At 60.2% G+C, this 20,361-nt stretch carries 14 protein-coding genes; 5 read left to right on the top strand and 9 right to left on the bottom strand.

What is annotated here, in order from left to right:
- Positions 1 to 74: 74 nt before the first annotated feature.
- The 3 genes from DN745_RS19150 to DN745_RS02570 all read right to left on the bottom strand — a co-directional run bounded on the left by DN745_RS19150 (position 75) and on the right by DN745_RS02570 (position 3,812).
- On the bottom strand, positions 75 to 1,259 hold the full coding sequence (locus tag DN745_RS19150) for a hypothetical protein (protein ID WP_133621717.1): 1,185 nt from the start codon (positions 1,257 to 1,259) through the stop codon (positions 75 to 77).
- Positions 1,260 to 1,535: 276 nt separating this feature from the next.
- Positions 1,536 to 2,864, bottom strand: coding sequence for a hydroxymethylglutaryl-CoA reductase, degradative (locus tag DN745_RS02575; RefSeq protein ID WP_204355072.1), 1,329 nt, complete (start codon positions 2,862 to 2,864; stop codon positions 1,536 to 1,538).
- Between the two features lie 414 nt (positions 2,865 to 3,278).
- Entirely contained in the window at positions 3,279 to 3,812 is a 534-nt protein-coding gene (locus DN745_RS02570) for a YceI family protein (RefSeq protein ID WP_111331888.1), read from the bottom strand.
- 126 nt (positions 3,813 to 3,938) lie between these two features.
- Between DN745_RS02570 and DN745_RS02565 the strand changes: the two genes are divergently transcribed.
- Positions 3,939 to 4,877, top strand: coding sequence for a LysR family transcriptional regulator (locus DN745_RS02565; RefSeq protein ID WP_162687406.1), 939 nt, complete (start codon positions 3,939 to 3,941; stop codon positions 4,875 to 4,877).
- Positions 4,878 to 4,899: 22 nt separating this feature from the next.
- Here DN745_RS02565 and DN745_RS02560 read toward each other — a convergent pair whose 3' ends face one another.
- Entirely contained in the window at positions 4,900 to 6,276 is a 1,377-nt protein-coding gene (locus DN745_RS02560) for a sigma-54-dependent transcriptional regulator (RefSeq protein ID WP_111331885.1), read from the bottom strand.
- Positions 6,277 to 6,480: 204 nt separating this feature from the next.
- On the opposite strand from DN745_RS02560, the gene DN745_RS02555 reads away from it, so the two are divergent.
- From DN745_RS02555 to DN745_RS02545, 3 genes are all read left to right on the top strand, one after another.
- Positions 6,481 to 7,806 carry a glycosyltransferase gene (locus DN745_RS02555; protein WP_162687405.1) on the top strand — a complete coding sequence of 442 codons (1,326 nt, stop codon included), beginning with the start codon at positions 6,481 to 6,483 and terminating at the stop codon, positions 7,804 to 7,806.
- 110 nt (positions 7,807 to 7,916) lie between these two features.
- The gene (locus DN745_RS02550; RefSeq protein WP_111331883.1) at positions 7,917 to 9,401 is read left to right on the top strand and encodes a class I SAM-dependent RNA methyltransferase; all 1,485 of its coding nucleotides are present in this window, start codon (positions 7,917 to 7,919) and stop codon (positions 9,399 to 9,401) included.
- A gap of 182 nt (positions 9,402 to 9,583) precedes the next feature.
- On the top strand, positions 9,584 to 11,506 hold the full coding sequence (locus DN745_RS02545) for a S1 RNA-binding domain-containing protein (protein WP_111331881.1): 1,923 nt from the start codon (positions 9,584 to 9,586) through the stop codon (positions 11,504 to 11,506).
- Between the two features lie 104 nt (positions 11,507 to 11,610).
- Here the strand turns inward: DN745_RS02545 and DN745_RS19145 are convergent, their stop codons facing one another.
- On the bottom strand, positions 11,611 to 13,239 hold the full coding sequence (locus tag DN745_RS19145) for a hypothetical protein (RefSeq protein ID WP_133621716.1): 1,629 nt from the start codon (positions 13,237 to 13,239) through the stop codon (positions 11,611 to 11,613).
- Positions 13,240 to 13,560: 321 nt separating this feature from the next.
- The gene (locus DN745_RS02530; RefSeq protein ID WP_111331876.1) at positions 13,561 to 15,390 is read right to left on the bottom strand and encodes an Ig-like domain-containing protein; all 1,830 of its coding nucleotides are present in this window, start codon (positions 15,388 to 15,390) and stop codon (positions 13,561 to 13,563) included.
- Positions 15,391 to 15,500: 110 nt separating this feature from the next.
- Between DN745_RS02530 and DN745_RS20170 the strand changes: the two genes are divergently transcribed.
- Positions 15,501 to 15,722, top strand: a complete 222-nt coding sequence (locus DN745_RS20170) for a helix-turn-helix domain-containing protein (protein ID WP_111331875.1) — start codon at positions 15,501 to 15,503, stop codon at positions 15,720 to 15,722.
- 276 nt (positions 15,723 to 15,998) lie between these two features.
- On the opposite strand, the gene tnpC is transcribed toward DN745_RS20170, so the two are convergent.
- The 3 genes from tnpC to DN745_RS02510 form a co-directional block, all read right to left on the bottom strand.
- A complete protein-coding gene (tnpC, locus tag DN745_RS02520) occupies positions 15,999 to 17,435 on the bottom strand; it encodes an IS66 family transposase (protein ID WP_111331873.1) in 1,437 nt (478 codons plus the stop codon).
- A 408-nt stretch (positions 17,436 to 17,843) separates the two neighbouring features.
- Positions 17,844 to 18,629 (bottom strand): hypothetical protein, encoded by a 786-nt coding sequence (locus tag DN745_RS02515; protein ID WP_111331871.1) that lies wholly within the window; start codon positions 18,627 to 18,629, stop codon positions 17,844 to 17,846.
- Positions 18,626 to 20,164, bottom strand: a complete 1,539-nt coding sequence (locus DN745_RS02510) for a hypothetical protein (protein WP_111331870.1) — start codon at positions 20,162 to 20,164, stop codon at positions 18,626 to 18,628. The genes DN745_RS02515 and DN745_RS02510 overlap by 4 nt, the downstream gene beginning before the upstream one ends.
- Positions 20,165 to 20,361: the final 197 nt, after the last annotated feature.

Below are 20,361 nucleotides of genomic sequence, written 5' to 3'. Positions count from 1 at the left end.
TTAAGAACGACAAATAATGGCTATAAACCTCATCCCTACCCACTTTTTTATGCCGGCAGGGATGCGACATCAACTTAGTCGCCGACTGGTACACAATTCCATGCCCACTCAGAAAGGGTATTTTCCCCGGTTCGGGCCTCAAAGTGACGGCGAAAGTCGCGTGCCGAACGACCATGACGATCACAGAGATAATCGGGCATAAACGGAATGGCTGAGTCGCAAAATGGCTCATCTTTGTCGCCGTTGCTGATTCCCCCAGGGAAATCCTCAATTGTCTCAAAAAATTCAGAATAGGATGCGGAGATCCCCGTGTCTCCGTTACTGTCGTATAAATCACGCAGATAACGAACAACGCTAATGGGAAATCTATCCTCATTGAAGGCGCAACCACTGCCAGCGCCGCTGCTGCTCTCAGTATTATATGAACCATTTGAGCAAGGAAGTTTAGAAGCATAGCATGTGTGTGGTTCGGTGGCGGCTTGCCAATAAATCGCCCGGTCACCGTAAAACGTGGCCAATCCCTCCTCGAATTGAGCGGCCCCCCATTCGGAGCTTGTTAAAGACCAACTTCCGTTTTTGCCAGTGTTTGGCCACTCATAATCACCACCATATTTATAATTCTGGTGATAGCTGGCGCGATATGACGCGATATGCCCCATCTCGTGAAGGATCCGAGCCTGCGGCGCGTACATGGAATTAACCGAGTCAATATCAATTCGGTTCTGGCCACCATTGGCACAACTCGTGGGGCATTTTCCTCCCTTATCACTATCGGCTCGAATCTCAACATCGTTGAAATATGCCCTCATTCTTGAAGATGAATTCAGGGCGTAATACCACATCCGCCAGGCGCCGTTATATAGATTCGACACTGGTTCCGGTGATGAAGATGACCCCCAATAAAATGCCCCCAATATTTGAGGTGATGAGAGAGTGGTGTTCGTATCCGGCTGTATAAGACCTGTATTAAAATTCCATTGCCCACCCGATGGTGTACGGATTGCAAAACGCCCATCCTTTTGGATCGGCCTCCAGCGAATATACATAGGTATATTATAAAAAAATGTATCCCATCGGATCGTGAAGTGACCACCAGAATCAGTGATCCCTTGACCAATTAGAGTATTCATTGCGGATTCATATATATATACTCTCGCGTCGGACACCGGTAAATATTTGTTAAAATCCGCTTGAACATATTTCGCTCCTATACAGTCGCGGCTGTTCGGACAATAGTTGCCTTGAGCATTATAGAACATCAATCGGCCGCTGACATAACCACTATTAGCGAAGGCTTTAAAGGATTTAATTTATTATTGAAACACGAATTCAACAGATCCAGGCAGTCGGCACGACATCGCTCAGGTTTGTTGATTTGAGTATGGCAGCGACTGAAGCTGCAATGGGATGCTGATAACCTTGAGCGTAGTCCAAACGCATCGTTTTTGTCATATTAAGGTTTTATAAAAAAAGGCCATCCTCCGAATTCCGAGGATGGCCTTTTATCTGACAGACCCAGAGGGTCGGGCTCCAATTTACACCGCCCTAAGCTCCGCCAGAACCTCGACCGCCTTGCTGACTTTCACCTCACCGCAGGCAATAATCGCGTCGATGACTAACTGCATCTCATCGGCCGTGGCGCCTGCGGTGGCGGCGACGCTGCGCGCGTGCAGCGACATATGGCCGCGCTGGATGCCCTCGGTCGACAGCGCCTTGAGCGCGCCGAGGTTCTGGGCCAGGCCGACCGCGCCGATGACTTCGGCGAGTTCACGGGCGCCGTTGATGCGCAGGATTTTGTGGGCGAGTTGGACGGTGGGGTGCAGCTTGATCGGGCCGCCGACGGTGCCGACCTGCATCGGGACTTCCAGCTCCCCAACAAGGTGCTCGCCGTCGACATACCAGATGGCCATCGGGCGGTATTGGCCGTCGCGGGCGCAATAGGCGTGGGCGCCGGCTTCGACCGCGCGCCAATCGTTGCCGGTGGCGATGCACACCGAGCTGATGCCGTTCATCACGCCCTTATTGTGGGTGGTCGCGCGGTAGGGGTCGCGCTCGGCGAATTGGCTGGCGTGCTCGATGCCTTCGGCGACCTCGCGGCCGGTGAAGCCGCGCCACGCCAGATCCGCGAACGGGATCCGGCAGGTGGTGCGCACCAGGCGGCGGTCGGCGAGGTTGGAGAGGATGCGCAAAAAGACGGTGCCGCCGGTGAGCTCTTCGATGCGCGGGGCGATGCCCTCGGCCATCGTGTTCACCAGGTTGGCGCCCATGGCGTCGACCGCGTCGATATGAAGATGGACGACCAGCATCTTGCGGTAATTGCCCTGGTCGAGCAGGCGCACCTCGAGCTCTTTGGCGCCGCCGCCGCGGGCGACCATATTCGGCTCAAAGGAATTCGCCAGGTCCAGGAGCTCGGCGCGGGCGTCGAGGATGGCCAGGCGCGCGGTCTCAAAATCCTCACACCCGACGACCTGGACCTGCCCGATCATCACGTTGGAGTCGCAGCGCGACTCAAAGCCGCCGCTCGTTCGCACCAGGCGCGCGCAGTGGCTGACCGCCGCGATGACGCTCGGCTCTTCCACCGCCATCGGCACGATATAATCGCGCCCGTTGATCTTGAAGTTGAGCCCCAGCCCGAGCGGAAGCTCCAAAAGACCGATGCAATTCTCGACCATATCGTTCGCGGTCTCAGCCGCCAGCCCCTGGTCCCGGTCGCGCAGAAGCTCGGCGCCCTCGGCGTCGATGATCCCGCGCTCGACCAGACACTCCAGCCGCGCGCCCAACGACATTTTATAGAACCCAGAGATACGACTCGACGGCCGCGCGGCCTCGGTCGCCTGTACTTTTTCTACAACTTGTTCTTGCACTCTTATATCCTGTGAAGCCGTCTCAATAGGCTCAGGTACTTCGACTTCGGCGTCGAAATCAAGGTCAGAATCAACGTGCGTTTTGTCTTTAAGCGCGATCGACTGCAACATGCTAGATATCCCAGGCAAAATAAAAGGTCAGCTTGGACTGCTCTATTCCATTTCGCGACACCATATGCGCGGCGGCGATAAGAGCGCAGGATATCCTATAGAGCATCGAAGGCGCCACGTTCTACAATATTCCGACGAGCGGTTCAAAATAGCAGGTGAGTCGTCGTCAGGTGAATTAAGCCGTCGGTATCCAGGCTTCGATTCAGACGAGAACGCCGCCCGAAGCCCCGCCCCCACACATAAAAAAGCCGCCTCGCAGATGCCTGCGAGGCGGCTTCGTCATGCCTAAATACTCAAATTGCCTTAGCCAGCCAGGGTCGCCTGGACCTGCAGTTCGACCTCGACCTTCTTACCCACGAGCACGCCGCCGGCCTCCAGGGCCTGGTTCCAGGTCAGCCCGAACGCCTCGCGGTCCAAGTCCACTTTGCCCGAGAAGCCCACTCGCTCATTTCCCCACGGGTCGATGCCTTTGCCGTGGTATTCCACGTCCAGCGTGACCGGCACGGTCTTATCGCGGATGGTCAAATTGCCGTGGACCTTGAGATCGGCGCCGTCGACCTGCTCGAAAGACGTGCTGTCGAAACGCATTTGGGGGAACGCCTCGGCGTCGAAGAAGTCGCCGCTTTTGAGGTGAGCGTCGCGGTCCGCGTTTTTGGTGTCGATGCTATCGACCGCGATAGTCACCGTGGTCTTGGCGTTGGCCGGGTTCTCGGGGTCAAAAGCAAACTCGCCCTCCCATTCGCTGAAGTAGCCGGTCACCTTCGAGAACATCATATGACGGACCTTGAAGGAGATTTCAGAATGTGCCGAGTCGAACGTCCAATTTTGAATAGCCATGGTCAAACTCCGTTGGTTTGAATGAATTGAGTTGATGGATGCAACCGTCATCCGATTGACAAGGGCTATTATAGACGGGATACCTCATTAACCTAATGGATTATATTCATCCGAGACATGCACGCCATGCATCTACACACCATCGACCTAAACCTATTAAACGCGCTGGACGCGCTGCTGCGCCACAATAGCGTGACCAAGGCTGCGAAGGAGCTGGGGTTAAGCCAGTCCGCCACCAGCCACGCCCTGAATCGGCTGCGCGAGCTCTTCGACGATGACCTGCTAGTGCGCGCAGGCCGCTCCATGGTGCCGACGGCGCGGGCCGAGCAGCTTCGGGCCCCGCTGCAGCAGGCGTTGAGCCAATTGGCCGCGGCCATCGAGACGCCCCAGGCCTTTGACCCGGCGAGCGCGCAGGGTGAGTTTTGCCTGGCCACCAGCGATTATGTGCAATTCGTTTTTTTGCCCGCGCTTATCGAGAAACTCCAGCATCGCGCCCCCGGCATTGACCTGCGCATCCGCGAACTCGGCGCCGAACCGCCGACCGACCGCCTGGCCACCGGCGCGGTGGACCTGGCGCTCACCCTGGGGCTGCCCGAAGATGTCCCCGACACGCTCTACCGGCGCGATTTATTTCAATTGGAGTTGGTGAGCCTGGTGCGCGCGGACAACCCGCAGGTCGGCGATGCGCTGGACCTCGACACCTATTGCAAGCTCTCGCATATTCTGGTCTCCCCGCTCGCCGATGACGTCGGCGTGGTCGACCTCACCCTCGCCGAAATGGGGCGCAAGCGCCACGTCGCGGTGGTCGTGCCGCATTTTATGGTCGCGCCATTTCTCGTCGCCAATAGCGATATGATCCTGACCACGGCGCGAAGCGTCGCCGAAAAATACGCCGACGCCCTGGCGCTTCGCATCTTCGATCCGCCCATCGACCTGCTCCGCGGGACGGTGTCCATGGTATGGCACCGGCGAAGCTATACGGATGCCAGTCATCAGTGGTTAAGACGCCAGGTCGAGGAGGTCGTGGCCGAGCAGGATCGCGCGGCGTCATCCGGGCCGAAATAGTCCGTCTCCGGCGCGCACGCACCTACTCAACGCCCACCGTCTCCAGGTCATAATCCTTGATCTTATAGAGCAGCGTCCGATGGCTGATCTCGAGCAGCTTAGCGGCGTGGGTGCGGTTTCCGCCGGTCTTCTCGAGCGCGCGGCGGATCAATATACGCTCCAAATCGGCGCTCATCTTCTTGATCGAGAGCTCATCGCTGTCGAAGAGTTGCTGCAGCTCGTCGTTCCCCTCCAGGATGCGCTGGGGCAGCACCGAGGCGTCGATCTTTGGGCCGTTGGCGAGCACCACGCCGCGCTCGATGCAATTCTGCAGCTCGCGCACATTTCCCGGCCACGCGTAGTCGAGGATGATCTTCATCGCCTCGGCGCTCACGCCGTTGATCGCGGTGCCCAGGCGCTTATTTTGCTTGTCGACAAAATAACGAACCAGCTCGCCAATATCCTCGGCCCGCTCGCGAAGCGGCGGCAGAGTCACATTGATGACGTTGAGACGATAATAGAGGTCCTCGCGGAAATGCCCCTCTTCGACCCGCTCGCCCAGGTCGTGCAGGGTCGCGGCGACCACGCGCACATCCACCGGGATATTGCGCGTCCCGCCCACCCGGCGCACCTCACCTTCTTGAAGCACCCGCAACAGCTTGACCTGCAAGCTCGGCGGCATCTCGCCGATCTCGTCCAAAAATAGCGTCCCCTCGTGGGCCTGCTCGAAGAGCCCGAGCTTGTCGTGGGTGGCGTCAGTGAACGCGCCGCGCACGTGGCCAAAGAGCTCACTCTCGAGCAGGTTCTCGGGGATGGCCCCGCAATTGACGGCCACCCAGGGCTTTTGAGCGCGCGGCGAGAGCGTGTGGACGGCGCGCGCCGCCAACTCCTTGCCGGTCCCCGACTCGCCCGTGATCAGCACGGTCGACTTATAGCGCGCGACCTTCGACAGCGTCTCAAACAGCGCGCGCATCGGCTCACTCGAGCCGACCAACCCCTGAAAAACGCCGTCCGCCTCGCCCCCGCGCAGCGACGCGTTCTCGCGCTTAAGTTGCAGGCGCTCCTCGGCCTTGGCCAGGGTCAAGAGGATCTCATCGCGCTTAAAGGGCTTGTCGATATAGTCATAGGCGCCGCGCTTAAGCGCCTCGACCGCCATCTCGCGATTGCCAAACGCGCTCATCGCGATGACGGTGGTCGAAATATCGCGCTCGACCACCGCGTCGATCAGCTCCAGCCCACCCATCTTCGGCATGCGCACATCGCAAAGCGCCAGGTCCCACTGCTGGGCGAGCAGCGATTTAAGCGCCTCCTCGCCGTCGCCGACCGCGCTGACCTCATAGCCCTCTTTGCGGAGCAAGATCGACAACATATGCCGGATATTCTCCTCGTCATCGACGATCAAAATGCGCAGTTTTTCCATAATTCAAATTCGATCTTGCTCGAAACAGGTCAAAGACACCCCATCGTCTGCCATCGCTTGGAGCACGTCAACGCACCCGCCCCAAAAGGGGCGGCGCTTGCACATTTGAAGATGGCTGCACTAGTACTGGCGAGGCCTGCGGGGCCCCCGCGGCTCGCACGCGTCTTCTCATTTTTTGTCCCGACGATATTTGCCCAAACGCTCATGACTTCAGCAACCGAAAACGCAGCAAAAATCTACCGCCTGGTCTATGTGGGACGCAGCTCAGCCCAGCTCGAACGCGACTATGGCGACCGCCTCGCCCGCCTGATCAACGAGGGCTTTGAGGTGCATCTTCTGTGCGGCGACGACGGCGGCATCCCGCAGTTGCGCGCGCGCGGGGTCATCGTCAAACCCATCCCGGTGCTGCACTCCCGAAATATCGCTGGGCTTATCGGCGCGTATTTTATCGTGCAGGCGTATTTGATCGAGCAGGAGCCGGTGTTGGTGCACGCGATGAACGGCGCGGTGGGGACCCTCGGGGTGCTGGCCGCGGCGGCGGCCGACGTCGACGTGATTGTGCTCAGCGCCGACGGGCATGACTTCGAAAAAGGTCGGGTAAAGAAGAGGTTGAAGTCGCTGGGCGCGCAGCTCGAGGCGCGCCTGCCGCAGGTCGTACGCGAAAATATTGAGGCGCGCCTGCCGCAGCTCTTGGCGCTTAAGGGGCTGTCCTATTATCGGCTGATCTCGCTGCTGGTCGACAAATATCTGGTCAGCAACGAGCACGACCTGCGCATGCTCCAAGAGCTGCAGCTCGTGCCCTATCATAAGCTTGAGATGCTCGTCGGCGGCGACGGCGTGGACCTGACAAAATTCAACGTCAAAGACGACGCGTTTCCGACCCGCGAACAAGCCCGCCAGGCGCTCGGGTTGCCGCGCGCGTGGCGAAATATCATCGGGTTTCGCGGCACGCTTTATAGCGCCGCCGAATGCGATGACCTGCGCGAGTGCATCGAAGAGGTTGAGCGCACCCACCCGACCACCGGTTGGCTCTTAGACCTGGACACCAGCGCGCTGCGCGGGCTGGCCGCGCGACGCGCGCTGTTTAGGTTGCAGGCCCAATTGCAGCGTGACCGCGTGCATCTATTGGAGGACGCGCCGCGCCCGACCGTCGCCACCAGCGCGAAGCAGCGGGAGTTCGAGGAGGCGAGCTTTTATCGCGCGCTCGATCTCTTTGTGTCGCCGCGTCGAACCCACGGCGCGGCGCGCCAGGTCATGGAGGCGGCGGCCACCGAAGTCGCCGCGATCGCCTATCATATCGCCGATATGTCGGCCGCCATTGAGCACGGGCAAACCGGCGAGTTGGTCGACTGCGGCGATGTCGGCGGGCTGGTCGCGGCCACGCGCGCGGCCCTCGATGACCCGGCGCGCCGCCAATTATACGGCAAACGCGCGGTCGCCCTGGCGATGCGCCGATTCAACCGCCAGCATATCGAGGACCAGATTTTCCGAATCTATGATACGGTTTTGGAAACAAATTTGAATAACTAGGCCCAGAATCGCTATATACAATCGTAGCCTGGGCCATCGAGCTGCGATCGGTGGCTCCCAAGTAGGCCGGGTTTAGCGATCCGCGACACCAGCACGCGAGAAAAATTGGTTTGGAAGAACGCACATTAGACGAAATATGCGCGGCGGAAATCGTCGACATTCGAATCGACGATTACGGCTTTACCGGCGAGGGTTTTGTGCGGGTCGCGGACGGCTGGATGTCGGTGCCCGGCGCGCTGCCCGGCGAATTGGTGCGGGTGCGGGTGAGCTCGGGTATTGGGCGAGGCCGCCGGGTTTTCGGCGATCTTCTGGAGGTCCTGGAGCCATCGGACGCGCGGCGCGACCCGCTGTGCAAACGCGACCAGGTCTGCCGCGGCTGCCAACTTCGCGCGACCACTATCGACGAAGAGATGAGCTTCCATGTGCGCACCGTGCAGGAAGTTTTGGAGAAATTCGGCGGCGTCCCGCGCGAGGAGCTCCCGCCGACCGAGATTATCTCGCCGCAGCCCATCTCGCGCGGCGACGCTTTTCGGGTGCGCTCAAACCTGAGCTATCGATGCCTACCAAAGACCGACGACGATGACGGGCCGGGATTCGAGTTGGGCCTGCGCTCGCCGGTGCAAGACGCGCTCGTGCCGATGTTCGATTGCCCCGCGCTCACCACGCCGATGCGGCGCCTGGTGACGACGGTCCAGCAGGTCTTCGCCTCGCTCGACGAGATGCCCTGGGACGAGGAAATGGCGCGCGAGGCCGGCCACAAACCGGGCAACCCGCCGGCGATTCGAAGCGTGCGGGTCGCCTCACCGGTGGTCGGTCGGGGGCGCGTTGAGGTGTGCCTGTGCGAGTCGGAGGACGAGGATTTGCTCGAGCACGCGGTGGTCGAGGGCGCGCTGCAACAACTCTTCGAGCGCCTGGGTGACACGCTGGGCGACGAGGTTGGGCTGGCGGTGTCGACCAGCAATCGGCGCGTTATCCTCAAGGACCCCGAGCGCCTGGTGATCCCGCTGGCGGGCCTGCGCCTGGAGGTCGGCTATGACGACTGGTTCCCGGCGACGCTCGCGCCCTCGGAGGCGCTCTACGCGCGGGTCCTGGACCTGTTGGATCTGCAAGAAGACGAGGCGTTCCTCGATATCGGCTCGGGCATCGGCACGATCGCCCTGCTCGCCGCGGCCCGCGTGCGCGAGGTCGTCGGGCTCGACATCAACCGCCACTCGGTCGCCAGCGCCCGGCTCAACGCGCTGGGGAACTCCCTGGCAGACAACGCCACGGGCAAGCGCTGCCCGGTCGAGTTTATGGTGGGCGGCTGGGAGAACGCGCTGCGAAACCTGCTGCTCGACGGGCGCCGCTTCGACGCGGCGACCATCAACCCGATGCGCGAGCCGCTGGGGCGCCGGGCCCTGAGCTACCTGACGAAATTGGGCATCGGCCGGCTGGTCTATCTTGGGCCGTCGCCGGCGTCGGCCGCCCGTGATATCGCGGAGCTGCGCGAAATGGGCTGGCAGCTCGACACGCTGGGCGCGGCCAATATCCACCCGGCGACCTATCATACGATGCTGGTGGCGCGGCTTTCTCACCCGGGAGATCCCGGCGAATAAGCCGGGCGAAGCCCGACAGAATCAATCGAGAGCTTGCCAATTTGCGCACAAAACGCATTAATTATGCATGATTCATACGAATCCCTGAGGCTCAGGGTTGCGAGAGCCTGCGCGCTGGGTTAGACACATCCCGGCCTAGAGCATGTTATTTACTGGATTTCCACCCCCACAGACAGCGAATTATGTCGGATAAAGAGTCGAAGAACCAGGACGTGAAGACCAGCGAAACGGACGATACCAAACCGCGCACGCGAAAACGCGTGCAGTTGGTTGATGAACCTGCCGGTCAAAAGCCAGCCGCCGCGAGTAAAGATGCGCAATCCAGCGAATCCGACACCGTGAAAGCCGATGGCGCCTTTAAAACCGAGCATAGCGCCGGCGGCAAAGTCCGCGTGGCGCGCGCCGTGGAGAAGCCGGACCTGACGCCGCTTCCCAAGAGCGAAAAGCCGGCCAAGAAGGCCAAAAAAGGCGACAAGCGCAGCCCGCGTCCCCAGGACGAGACCCGCGCCGCCAAGTCGGCCCCCAGAAGCGCGCCGAAAGCCCCGAAATCCGACCGCACCTCGACCTCGCATCCGCCCAAGGATATCCAGATCAATACGCCCGCCCTGCCAGACGTCACCACCGCCGATTTCGAAGCCCTCCTGATGGGCGAAGGCGCCGCCGCCAGCGCCCCGGTCAACTCGTATGTGAGCCCGGGCGACAAGGTCGACGCGACCATCGTGGCCATCGGCGAAGACTTCGTGTTTGTGTCCTTTAGCAACTCCAAGACCGAGGGCATGGTCAAGATCGACGACGTGCGCGACGAAGAGGGCAACGTCGCCGTCGAGGTCGGCGACCCGCTCGAGCTCTTCGTGCTCTCGACCAAAGGCGGCGAGATCCGCATGGGCAAGAAGTTGTCCGGGCGCGACGGCGCGATGGAGGCCATCTACACCGCCCACGCCACCGGCATGCCGATCGAGGGCCGCGTCGCAGAGACCAACAAGGGCGGCTTTGAGATCGCCATCGGCGGCGTGCGCGCCTTCTGCCCGGTCAGCCAGATCGAGCTCGGCTACACCGACAACCCCGAGATTCACCTCAACAATACCTACCGCTTCCGCGTCGAGAAGATCGCCGAAGAGGGCCGAAATATCGTCGTCAGCCGCACCGCCCTGCTCGAAGAAGAGCGCGCCGAGCGCCGCAAAGAGACGCTTGAGCGCCTCAAGGTCGACGAGATCGTCAGCGGCAAGGTCACCCGCGTGCTCGACTTCGGCGCGTTCGTCGACATCGGCGGCATCGAGGGCATGGTGCATATCTCGGAGCTGAGCTACGGCGCGGTCGACAAGACCTCGGATGTGGTCTCCGAGGGCGACACCGTCCAGGTCAAAATCCTCAATATCGAAGAGCAAAAGCGCGGCGACCTGCGCATCGGCCTGTCGATCAAGGCGACCCAGGACGACCCGTGGGAGCGGGTCAACGAGCAATTCGCCATCGGCAGCCAGGTCGAGGGCGTCGTCGTGCGCCTGGCCCCGTTTGGCGCATTTGTCGAAATTGCGCCTGGCATCGACGGCCTGGTCCATGTCTCCGAGATGAGCTGGAAGCAGCATATCAAGCACCCCAGCGACGTGCTCTCAAACGGCCAGAAAATCCGCGTCGAGATCCAGGACATCGACCTCACCCGCCAGCGCATCAGCCTGAGCATGAAGGCGGTCGAGAACGACCCGTGGGACGGCGCCGAGAACCGCTACACCGTCGGCATGGAGGTCAGCGGCGAGGTCGAGAACGTGCAGGACTTCGGCGCGTTTGTGCGGCTTGAGTCGGGCATCACGGCGCTGATCCCCCGAAGCGAGATGGACCTGCCCGGCGGCTCCACCCCGCAGCGCAAATACACCACCGGCACCACCGCCACCGCGCGCGTGCTCAACGTCGACCCGGTCGCGCGCAAGATGGCGCTCACCGAGAAGGCCGCCGGCGATATCCAGGCCTCCAGCGACGCCCCGGCGCGGCGCAAGTCGAAGTCGGACGCGCCGTCGGAGCCCAGCGGTGGCCCGCGCAACTTCGTCGACCAGAAGTCCGAGAGCCTGGGCACCTTCGCTGATTTGCTCAAGAAGAATTTCGGCAAGGATTGAGTTAATTTAACTTGATAGAAAAAGCCCCATCACATGCTGTGATGGGGCTTTTTTTATTCACTTTACTCTAGGCCCGCTCGGCGCATTAAACGCCAAAGAGTTCGTTAATTACCAAACTCATACTGGTCCGCCAGCAGACCATCGCAGCGCGCCGGGGCGCCGGCGTTCATCGCGTGCGCGCCGCCCTTCGACGGCTCCGATGGCTGCGTAAAGCTCGTCTCGGCCGCGACCTCGAAGTCGCTGGCGTATTTTGCGATGCCGACCGACGGTCCGCCGCAGCCACCCACGCCGTCGCCGCCGGGGGCGCCGTCGCCGCCAAACCCACCATCGCCGCCTCTTCCGCCACCCGTGTTGCGGCCGGTCGCCACCGAGATGCCTTGATTTGTGGCCTCCTGCCCGTCGCCACCTTTGGCCCCGTTGCCACCGCCGCCGGCCTCTGCCAACTCGACGATGACGGCGCTCAGCGAAAGATCCGAATTACTCGCGAAGATGCCGAAGGACGCGCCACCTGGCTGCCCGTTTTCGCCCAGCGTCCCCCCGCAACCGCCATCGCCGCCATGGCCCCCATTGTCGCCCAGGCTTTTTCCGCCATTGTAAGAGCAAATCCCACCGGCGCCGCCGCCTCCACCGCCGCCTCCATTCTCGCCATCGGTGGCCGACTCACCCCAATCGCCCCGCCACAACCCATCCGCGACGACGTGGCCTGCAGGCGAGCCAGGCTGGCCATGAGCACCTGGCTGGCCAGGCTCACCGGCGCCCCCATCAACACCATCGCCAACTCCGACGGAGCAGCCCGCAAGAGTTCTGGGGCAGGCATGCGCCCCGCCGTCTCCGCCCACTCCGCCGCCCGAAGACGCCTGGTGCTCGCCATTTTCAGATATACCACCGCTGCCATCGGTGCCACCGGCCGCCGCGCCATACACGCCGTTGGGCGCCCCACAATCCGGCTGCGCCTGCGAATCGTTATTGTCCGCCCCCTCACCACCGCCAGCCTCGCAGCTGCGCTCATCGCCCTTGAGCCCGGCTTCGCCGTCGCGACCCTTTTGGCCCTTTCCGGCGACAATAATCGCGTCCCTAACGCGCAGCCCATCGGCGTTATGCGCCCAGATGACATAGCTCGACGCGCCCTGGTTCACCGCGTCCACGCCGCGAATAGTGAGGCGGTCCAGGGTCGTGGGCTTGTCAATATCTTGGGCGACGACGGTGATATAATCGGTCGTCGTATCATCAAACGCCGAGGCATCACCCGACGGGTCAATCTCGGTAAGCACGTCATTTTTATTTCGCGCCCATCCATCCGCGGCGTCATAGCCCCCAAAGATGCTGACCCCATCCTTGAGCGCGACCCGCTCCTTAAAGGTGCCCGCTGCGGCGAGGATATAGATGCGCGCCCCGGTAGCCTTCACGAGGGCCACGGCCAGCGACTTCACGGCCTGCGACGGGGTCTCTCCGGAGCGCGCGTCATCGCCCTCCTTGGGATCCACAAAAATGACGGTCGCGCCGTCTTTTGCGCAATTATCCTCCAAGATATTCGCCCCCGGCAGGTCGTTGGGGTCGGTGATGACGCACTCATGAATATTGGGCGAAGACACGTCACCGAGCGCATCGGGCGAGGACACGTCTCCGCGGGCGTCTGCATCGTCTCCATTGCGCGCGGCTGGCGCGTCGCTACACCCCGGGACGCTAAGCATCAATAGAAGCCCCGCGGACATCATAACAAGTCGTCTCTTCATATCATCACACTGCTTTATTTATATGATTGAGGGATTTCGCGACCGGATAGCATATAAAACACCATCGACGTCTCTCAGGAGAAGCGATGCTCATCATAGCGCTCGTTGGCAAGCCGCGCAAATATTGCAGGCCACGCTGGCCATTAGGCGACTCATAGAACCGGCATCAGAGACACAATTGCTTGAGCGCCGCGAGGTCCCCGTGGCATTGCGCGCACGACCTCGGGTCCGCGCTTATCCACCCGCGACAATTGAGCTGAAACTCCGGCGGGTGCGGGTTGATCTACAGACCGACGACCATGTATGTAAAGCGGCCTATTTCTAAAAGGTCGACACACGCTGGGGCGATTGTTCACAGAAATCAAACGCGTCTTCGCGGACAAGTGAGCCATCGCCGTAAAGCCCCCAGCACCAGATATCTCCGCCCTCGGTGAGCGCACATCCACCGCTGTCGGTTACACTAAAATCAACAATATCTTCGGGAAGACCGTCAATATATTGAGGAATATAGGTCGATTTCAAAGCCGAAGAAACTCTCGGCCCGAGTCCACAGCCGCGCGTTCCCGGACCAAAATTACTCCCCCAACATGCAATAGCGGTTACGCCCATATTCAGGCCGCAATAGCGACTCGAGTGACTATTCCCCCTTAACTCTGAAAACCTAAGATCCCACAGAGTCGGTTGGGGCGCTTGGGTGATCAGCACGGACCCATCTGCAGCAGGCGGGTGGCCCAGAGTTTGATAAAGATTAGAGCCCCAGCAATAGACCCGACGCTTAGAATTCAACCCGCAATACGCGGCTCCAGATGGACTATTTGGTGGCAAGACGTCTACAAGTGGCTCAGGGGCGCTGATCGCCGTCAGCTGCGATACACCAGTACCATCGTCGCCGATCAAACCAAATAGGTCATCTCCGATACATGACCACCGACTATCCAAACCAAGCAAACATATCACGCCATTACTCATCCGAAATTCCGTGAACGGCCCCTCGACGACAAGATAGGGTTGGGCGCGCGCATTTTCAGGAGACACTCCCATGGTTGAATATCCGTAAAAGGGCTTCGCGCCCCAGCAATAGAGGTCGCCTTCAAAGGTTAGCCCGCAAGCGGCGCCCGTTCCCATTGCGATATCCTGGAAATGAACTTCCGTTTCCAACTCCTGAGGGGTCTCATATATCGCCAAAAAGTCTTCTCTACCGACCATTTTATAAAAGTTTGTGCCCCAACAGTAGACGATTCCCAGTTCCGTTAACCCGCAGAGCGCGCCCCAACCAGCCAAAGCTTCCCAATCATAAGATATAAACTCCAAATCCGTTTCAATCTTTGTAATGGAAGACTCCATAAAGAACATACCCGGGTTATCTTCAGACCCACTCCCCATTCGCCCCCAACAATACATGTCGGATTGAGTTGATGTCATGCAACAAAATGTTCCTTTGCAATGCATCGACCGGAACTTCACTTCAACACGAAACTCCGCTGCGGCCTGTAGAGCGCCAAGAGTTACTTGGACCTCGACCATTCCGGGATTTTGACTATTCAGAACACCATTCGAATCGACCTCGGCAATTTCATCAGGGTCACTAGCCCAAACACCTTGCGTCCCAACTGGTAGCCTCGCTCCATCTGCGCTATACGCACGCAACTCTAGTTGTAGCGGCGTCCCTAGGGCCACTTCGCCCCCATTGGGGATAATTTCAATGTGCTCAACGCGCTTAACATGCACCTCGACCGAATCCACGGCTTCCTGCGCACTGGCCAAAAGTTGCGTTGTGCCAGTTTGCAGACCCGTTATCTTTCCGCTTTGATCAACGGTCGCGACCTGCGGGTCTTCGACCTCCCATACCACTTGGCCCGCTTCCAATTCCAATTCAACGCCCCTTGAATCATACCCCTTTATGCTCGCCTGGACGACGCCTGTAGGGGCCATCGCAATGGTACGGGGCAGAACCACCAACTGGGCAATATGTCGGCCTTCGTCCTCTCGAATATCCTGATCTGCGGTGACATCCGCCTGATCGCCATCGGATTGATGACCAACGTCGCCAACGTCCCTCAAGGTTTTATTACTATCGGAGCATGCGATATTAACGGCAATAACTTGTAAAAACACCAGAAATAAAAATACGCGTATGCAATCGATGTTCATAAAATATCTTACCCCTTTAAATGGCCCATTCGTGCTCACTACGAAACCAGCCGAAATAGCTGATATATTTTAGACACTTACAGGGTGTTCCCTGCCGAAAAAGGCACACGATGCCCGACGCATATTCCATCATTCTTCGCAAACGAGTTGTCGACGCCTGGGAGGCCAACGAAGGGTCTCAGGCGGCTATCGCCGAACGTTTTAATGTCAGCCCGTCCAGCGTCGAGCGTTGGATTAAGCTCAAACGTGAATCTGGTTGTAAGCGTTCAGTGGGTCTACGCAGATGGGAATGTACCATCCACGGCCAAAAAGGTTCCGGTATACTGAGGTGAAGGGTTCACCCATGATAAAAAAGCGTACTCATCGTTATTCGAGACCGGATCACCATCACCATCAGCATAAAAATGGAAATCGGAAGGAATAAAATCACCGGGAGGAGCAACAACGGGCGAGGGCAACGCTAGTGTGCTAGAGAAGGATTCAAAATCAACGCAACTTTGAGACTGAGCGCTTGCGTCGGAAACATTAAGCGCTAAAGAACAAAGAACAAAGAACAAAGAACAAACCCAAAAGTAAGCGTTCAGTGGGTCGACCTAAAAGTCAGCTAATCACGGAATTAGAAGCGGGGCGGCGGCCTTGCTTCGCAGCGCCTCAATAGCCCGGGTAATGTAGCCTAGCACGCTGCTCGACTGGCGTTTGCATGTCTCGGCGATGGTCCACAGCCGCTCCATCATCCGCAGTCCGGCGTCGGATTGCGAGCCCCAGGAGATCTTCCGCTGGATCACGGGCCCTCGAAGCGCGCGCTCAGAGGCGTTGTTGGTCAGATCAAGGCCGGGGTGCCCCAGAAAAACCCAGGCCATCTGCAGATATTCTTCTTTTAGAAGCCAGCGAACCATCGCTGGCGCGGCTTTCCCGTGGGCCGCCGCCTTTTTGAGCAAAGCTTCCCACTTCGGGCGCACCTTTTCTCGGATCCATGCGACGCATTTTTCTCGTGCCATTTCCCCGGCGCACATCCGGGCCCATTGGCCCTGAAGTTCGCGGCTCAATTCTTCCAAATCCTTGCCAATGCGCCCGATCTCGCCGTCCATTTCGGACATTTTTACAAATTCCCGCAGTAGGTGCGCGTGACAGATCTGATGACGTTCGGCCGCCAAAAATGAGTACGCGCCATAGCGATCGGTGACGAAAATACGCGCGCCCGGCTGGCCGATCACCTCCTGAGCGACCGATTTGGTGCGTCCTGGGCGGATCCGATAGACGGCGGCCTGCGGGCTTTGAATGACCCAGATCCAGTGTGGAAGCGAGCCCTTTCGCCAACCTGTTTCATCGACCCCGACCTGTTCGGCCTGTTGCACTGTCTCGCACGTTTGGTCGAATCCGGGCTTAAGCGCGGCGCTCGCCTCCTCAAGATGGCGCTGCACACACCCGAGCGAGCTGGGCGCGCCGAGCACCTCGCCGACAAACCAGTCGAGTTGGCGGCGTGTATCCGAAGTGAGCGCGCCGAGGGTGGCCAACAGCCCCACCAGGCGCGGCCCCCAACCGCTTTTTTCGACCGCTTCGGGCAGCTTTGCGCGCGTTCGATGCCCGCACCCCGGGCACTCACAGGCCATGCGCTGGTGTTCGGTGCATTCGATAAGCTTCGGCGGAACCTCAAAAACTTGATGGCGCACCGGCTCGCCGCGCGCATCTTCAGCCGTTAGCTCGAGCCCACATTCTGAGCAATTCGTGGGGAAATACTGTTTGTGATGGTCCACTTTTTCCGGCGGCCACAGCTCACGGTGGTGGCCCGGGTGCCCCTTCTGAGCGCCCGGGACGCGTTTTCCGTTTTCTTTTTTTTTACGCTCGGCGCGCTGTTTCGGTCCATCGCTCGACGGCGGCTTCGAGGAGTTCTGCGAATTCAGGTCCAGCTGGCGCTCGAGGTCGGCGATACGAGCAAGCGCTCGTTCGAGTTGCGCAAGCAAATCGATGTACGCCGCGCGAAGCTGCGCGTTTTCGGCCTCCAGTTCGGCGATGCGCGCATCGCGTTCGTCGGGTAGTATATCCATCACATCAAGTGTCGGAACCCGAGAGACTTAGACAACCCCAAAAGTGCGTTTCAGCCCTATTTTGGGTAGACCCACTGAACGGTTGCACCCAAAAACATGTTTTTCCCCATAAGAATCTCCAATTTGAAGCAGTAACTAGATAAATCCAACTATCGGCTTCTTCTTAGCTTGGGGGAAGCGCAAACCTTTGTCAAACCACTCATTTAAACTCTATTGCCCCGGAAGTCCGTTTGCACTTCGCATTACTCGTGCTCAGTTCAGCAGCAACCTCCTCCAAACAGACGAAACGCCCGTGCGAGCCAACGGTATTGCGCTCAGTATGTCATGTGAGCCGAATCTGTTGTGATTCGGGTCGGCTGCTTTGGCTATCATTAGCTCAAGTATATCCGAGATAGGGGCTTTTTTTGTTCAAAGACACAATTGCTTAAGCGCCGCGAGGTCCCCGTGGCATTGCGCGCACGACCTCGGGTCCGCGCTTATCCACCCGCGACAATTGAGCTGAAACTCCGGCGGGTGCGGGTTGATATTGACGTGGCAGGTCACGCAATCGCGCTCCTGGTGGCAGCTCGCGCAATCGTTGATATCGCGCCGGGCCATGACGCCGTGGTTATTGGGCTGGGCCGGATCGCTCCAGCCGGGCGGGTGGAATTCGGCGCGCACCGGCGGGCGAAACCCGTCGATAGCGCTGACGCCGCTTCGCATATGACATTCGGCGCAAAAGCTCTGCGGCTGGTGGCAACTTGTGCAATCCTGGGCGTTAATCTTGGCGTCGATCGAGTGCACAATCGCGAAATTCGGCGGGTGCACCTGGAAGGCTTCGCCGAGGTCGGCGGTGTGGCAGGCGACGCAGTCCTGCTCCTTATGGCAGCTCGCGCAGTCGCTGGAGTTAGCGCGCGCGACCCCGGCGTGGCGCTCCATCCAGGCGACGTCGTGGTTGGCCGGGCGCAGGCGTTTGGTCCCCTGCGCGCGCTTGGCCGGGGCGTCCGGGCCGCGCAACGAGTGGTAGGCGCCGGCGTGATTCGTGCCGCTATATTGAGCCGCGGGGACCTGCGAATCCGGCGCCATGCAATAGCTCGAAAAGGCCGAGGCGAGCAGCAGGGCGAGGCCAACTTTCAGGTAGTTTTTTCGCTTGTCGGCCGCGCGCGCGCGCCGCGTGTGGCATCGTCGGGAGCGGGTCTTCTTCTCAAAGCTCATGGCCAATGCTCCACGCGAAAGCTCGCATATATGCTGGTGTCGATGGGATAAATATTGCCGCCGCTGGTGACCGTCGAGGCGCTCAGCGTGCCGAGGTTACCGACCGGCAGGTCCAGGCCGATGACGCCGGTGCTCGCAAAACCAATCGCCCCTGGCAGCAGGCGAATAAAGCCGCTCTCGGCGCCGCGATCGGCGTCTTGCGTCGCGGCCAGGAGCAGGCCGCGCGCCGAGACAAAGAGGTCGTCGCCCCATACCGGCATGCGCAGCTGAACCTGCCCCATCCACTGATCACTCCCGCGGTCGAGGCTCGCCTGCCAGCTCGTCATGGTGCTCCAGGTCAGCTTGCGCTCCCACACACGCAGCCGCGTGAGGTGGCGCAACGAGACGCCCACGGCGCGCTCGCGAATATCGTCGACGGCGTAGCGAAGGTCGCCCCCGCGATTGAGGCCGTTTGAGCCGGGATAATAGCGCCCCCAGGCGCGCGCCTGGAAGTCGGTGTCGAGCCCGGGCGCGCGATGTTGGTAGGTCGCAAAAGCCTGCTGGTGGGCGCGAGGGCCAAAGAGGTTGAAGATGCTGGAGCTGTCGAACCAGGGCCGCTGGTGCTCAAGGCCCGCGCTCAGGCTGCTCTCGAGCGCGGGGATGCGCCAGGCGAGCTGCAGGCCGGCGCGGTCGACGTCACGCATCGGCGCGTTATAGACGCCCCAGGCCGAGGTCACCAGGCGCGGATGCACCGACGCGCTCCCGGCCACGCCGACGCGCTCACTGCCGACGACGCGGGTCGAATCACTCACAGATTGCAGCGCCTCGGAGGTGACGCCCTCGCTCCAACGCCGCCGCCAACTCAGCGCCACCGCCCCGTCGCGCCCCCACTTTAGCCCGGCGCTCGCCCCGGCGATCAGATGCGCCCCCGAGTCGCCGACGAGGCTCAATTGCGGGTCAATCGGGAGCCCCTGCACGTCGAAATGCTCCGGGTCAAACCATTGACTATAGGCGCTCTGAATGTCGCGCCCGGCGTAGCCCTCGAATTCGGCGCGCGTCGCCGGTGCGATGCGCGGGCTAAAGCGCAACAATACGCCGTCGAAGTCGCGGGTGCCCAGCGCCCCGCCGCTCCACTGGCGCCCCAGCCGAAGGCGCAGCGCGCGGTAAGGCCGCCAGTCGAGATACGCCAGGTCGAGGGTCAGCTCATTCCAACTTCGGTCGAAATACGGGTGATGGCGCTCGGCATAATCCAGCGAGAAGTCGTTGGTATAGCGCATCGACACGTGCAGGTTGAGCGAGCCGGTCTTGTCGTCGAGCAAGTCGTAGCCCCACAGGCTCATCCCCTGGGTAAAGACGCGCGGCGCAAACACGCTGCGGTCGGCCCGAAAATACTGGGCAGAGCGCCCGATGCTGATCGACTGCACCCGAAATTGCGCCGCCTCGGCCCGCTGCCCCGCCCCCGCGAGGCTCGCCAAAATAACCGCGCCAATGACGAGCGCGCGGCCAAGCCGGGGCGTCTGGCCCTGATTTTTTGCTTTAAACTCCAAGTCAGGCATCGATGCTCAAAACCCTGGCGCGAGCCGTAATTCTCGACAGATTCACTCGACACAAATTCGTCCAACGCCACTGTTGTACTCGACTCAACGTGGCAACCTCAAGGGCATCCGTTGGAAGTTGAACCAATAGTTTAGTATCATCTTGGATACACAATGCAGTGTTTCGTCTTATAATTAGACGCGGGTGCTGCAGCAGA

It is taken from the genome of Bradymonas sediminis (genome assembly GCF_003258315.1).
Classification (GTDB): Bacteria; Myxococcota_A; Bradymonadia; order Bradymonadales; family Bradymonadaceae; genus Bradymonas; species Bradymonas sediminis.
The sequence above is the reverse complement of the archived record's forward strand: the minus strand, read 5'-3'. Positions and strand labels throughout refer to the sequence as shown.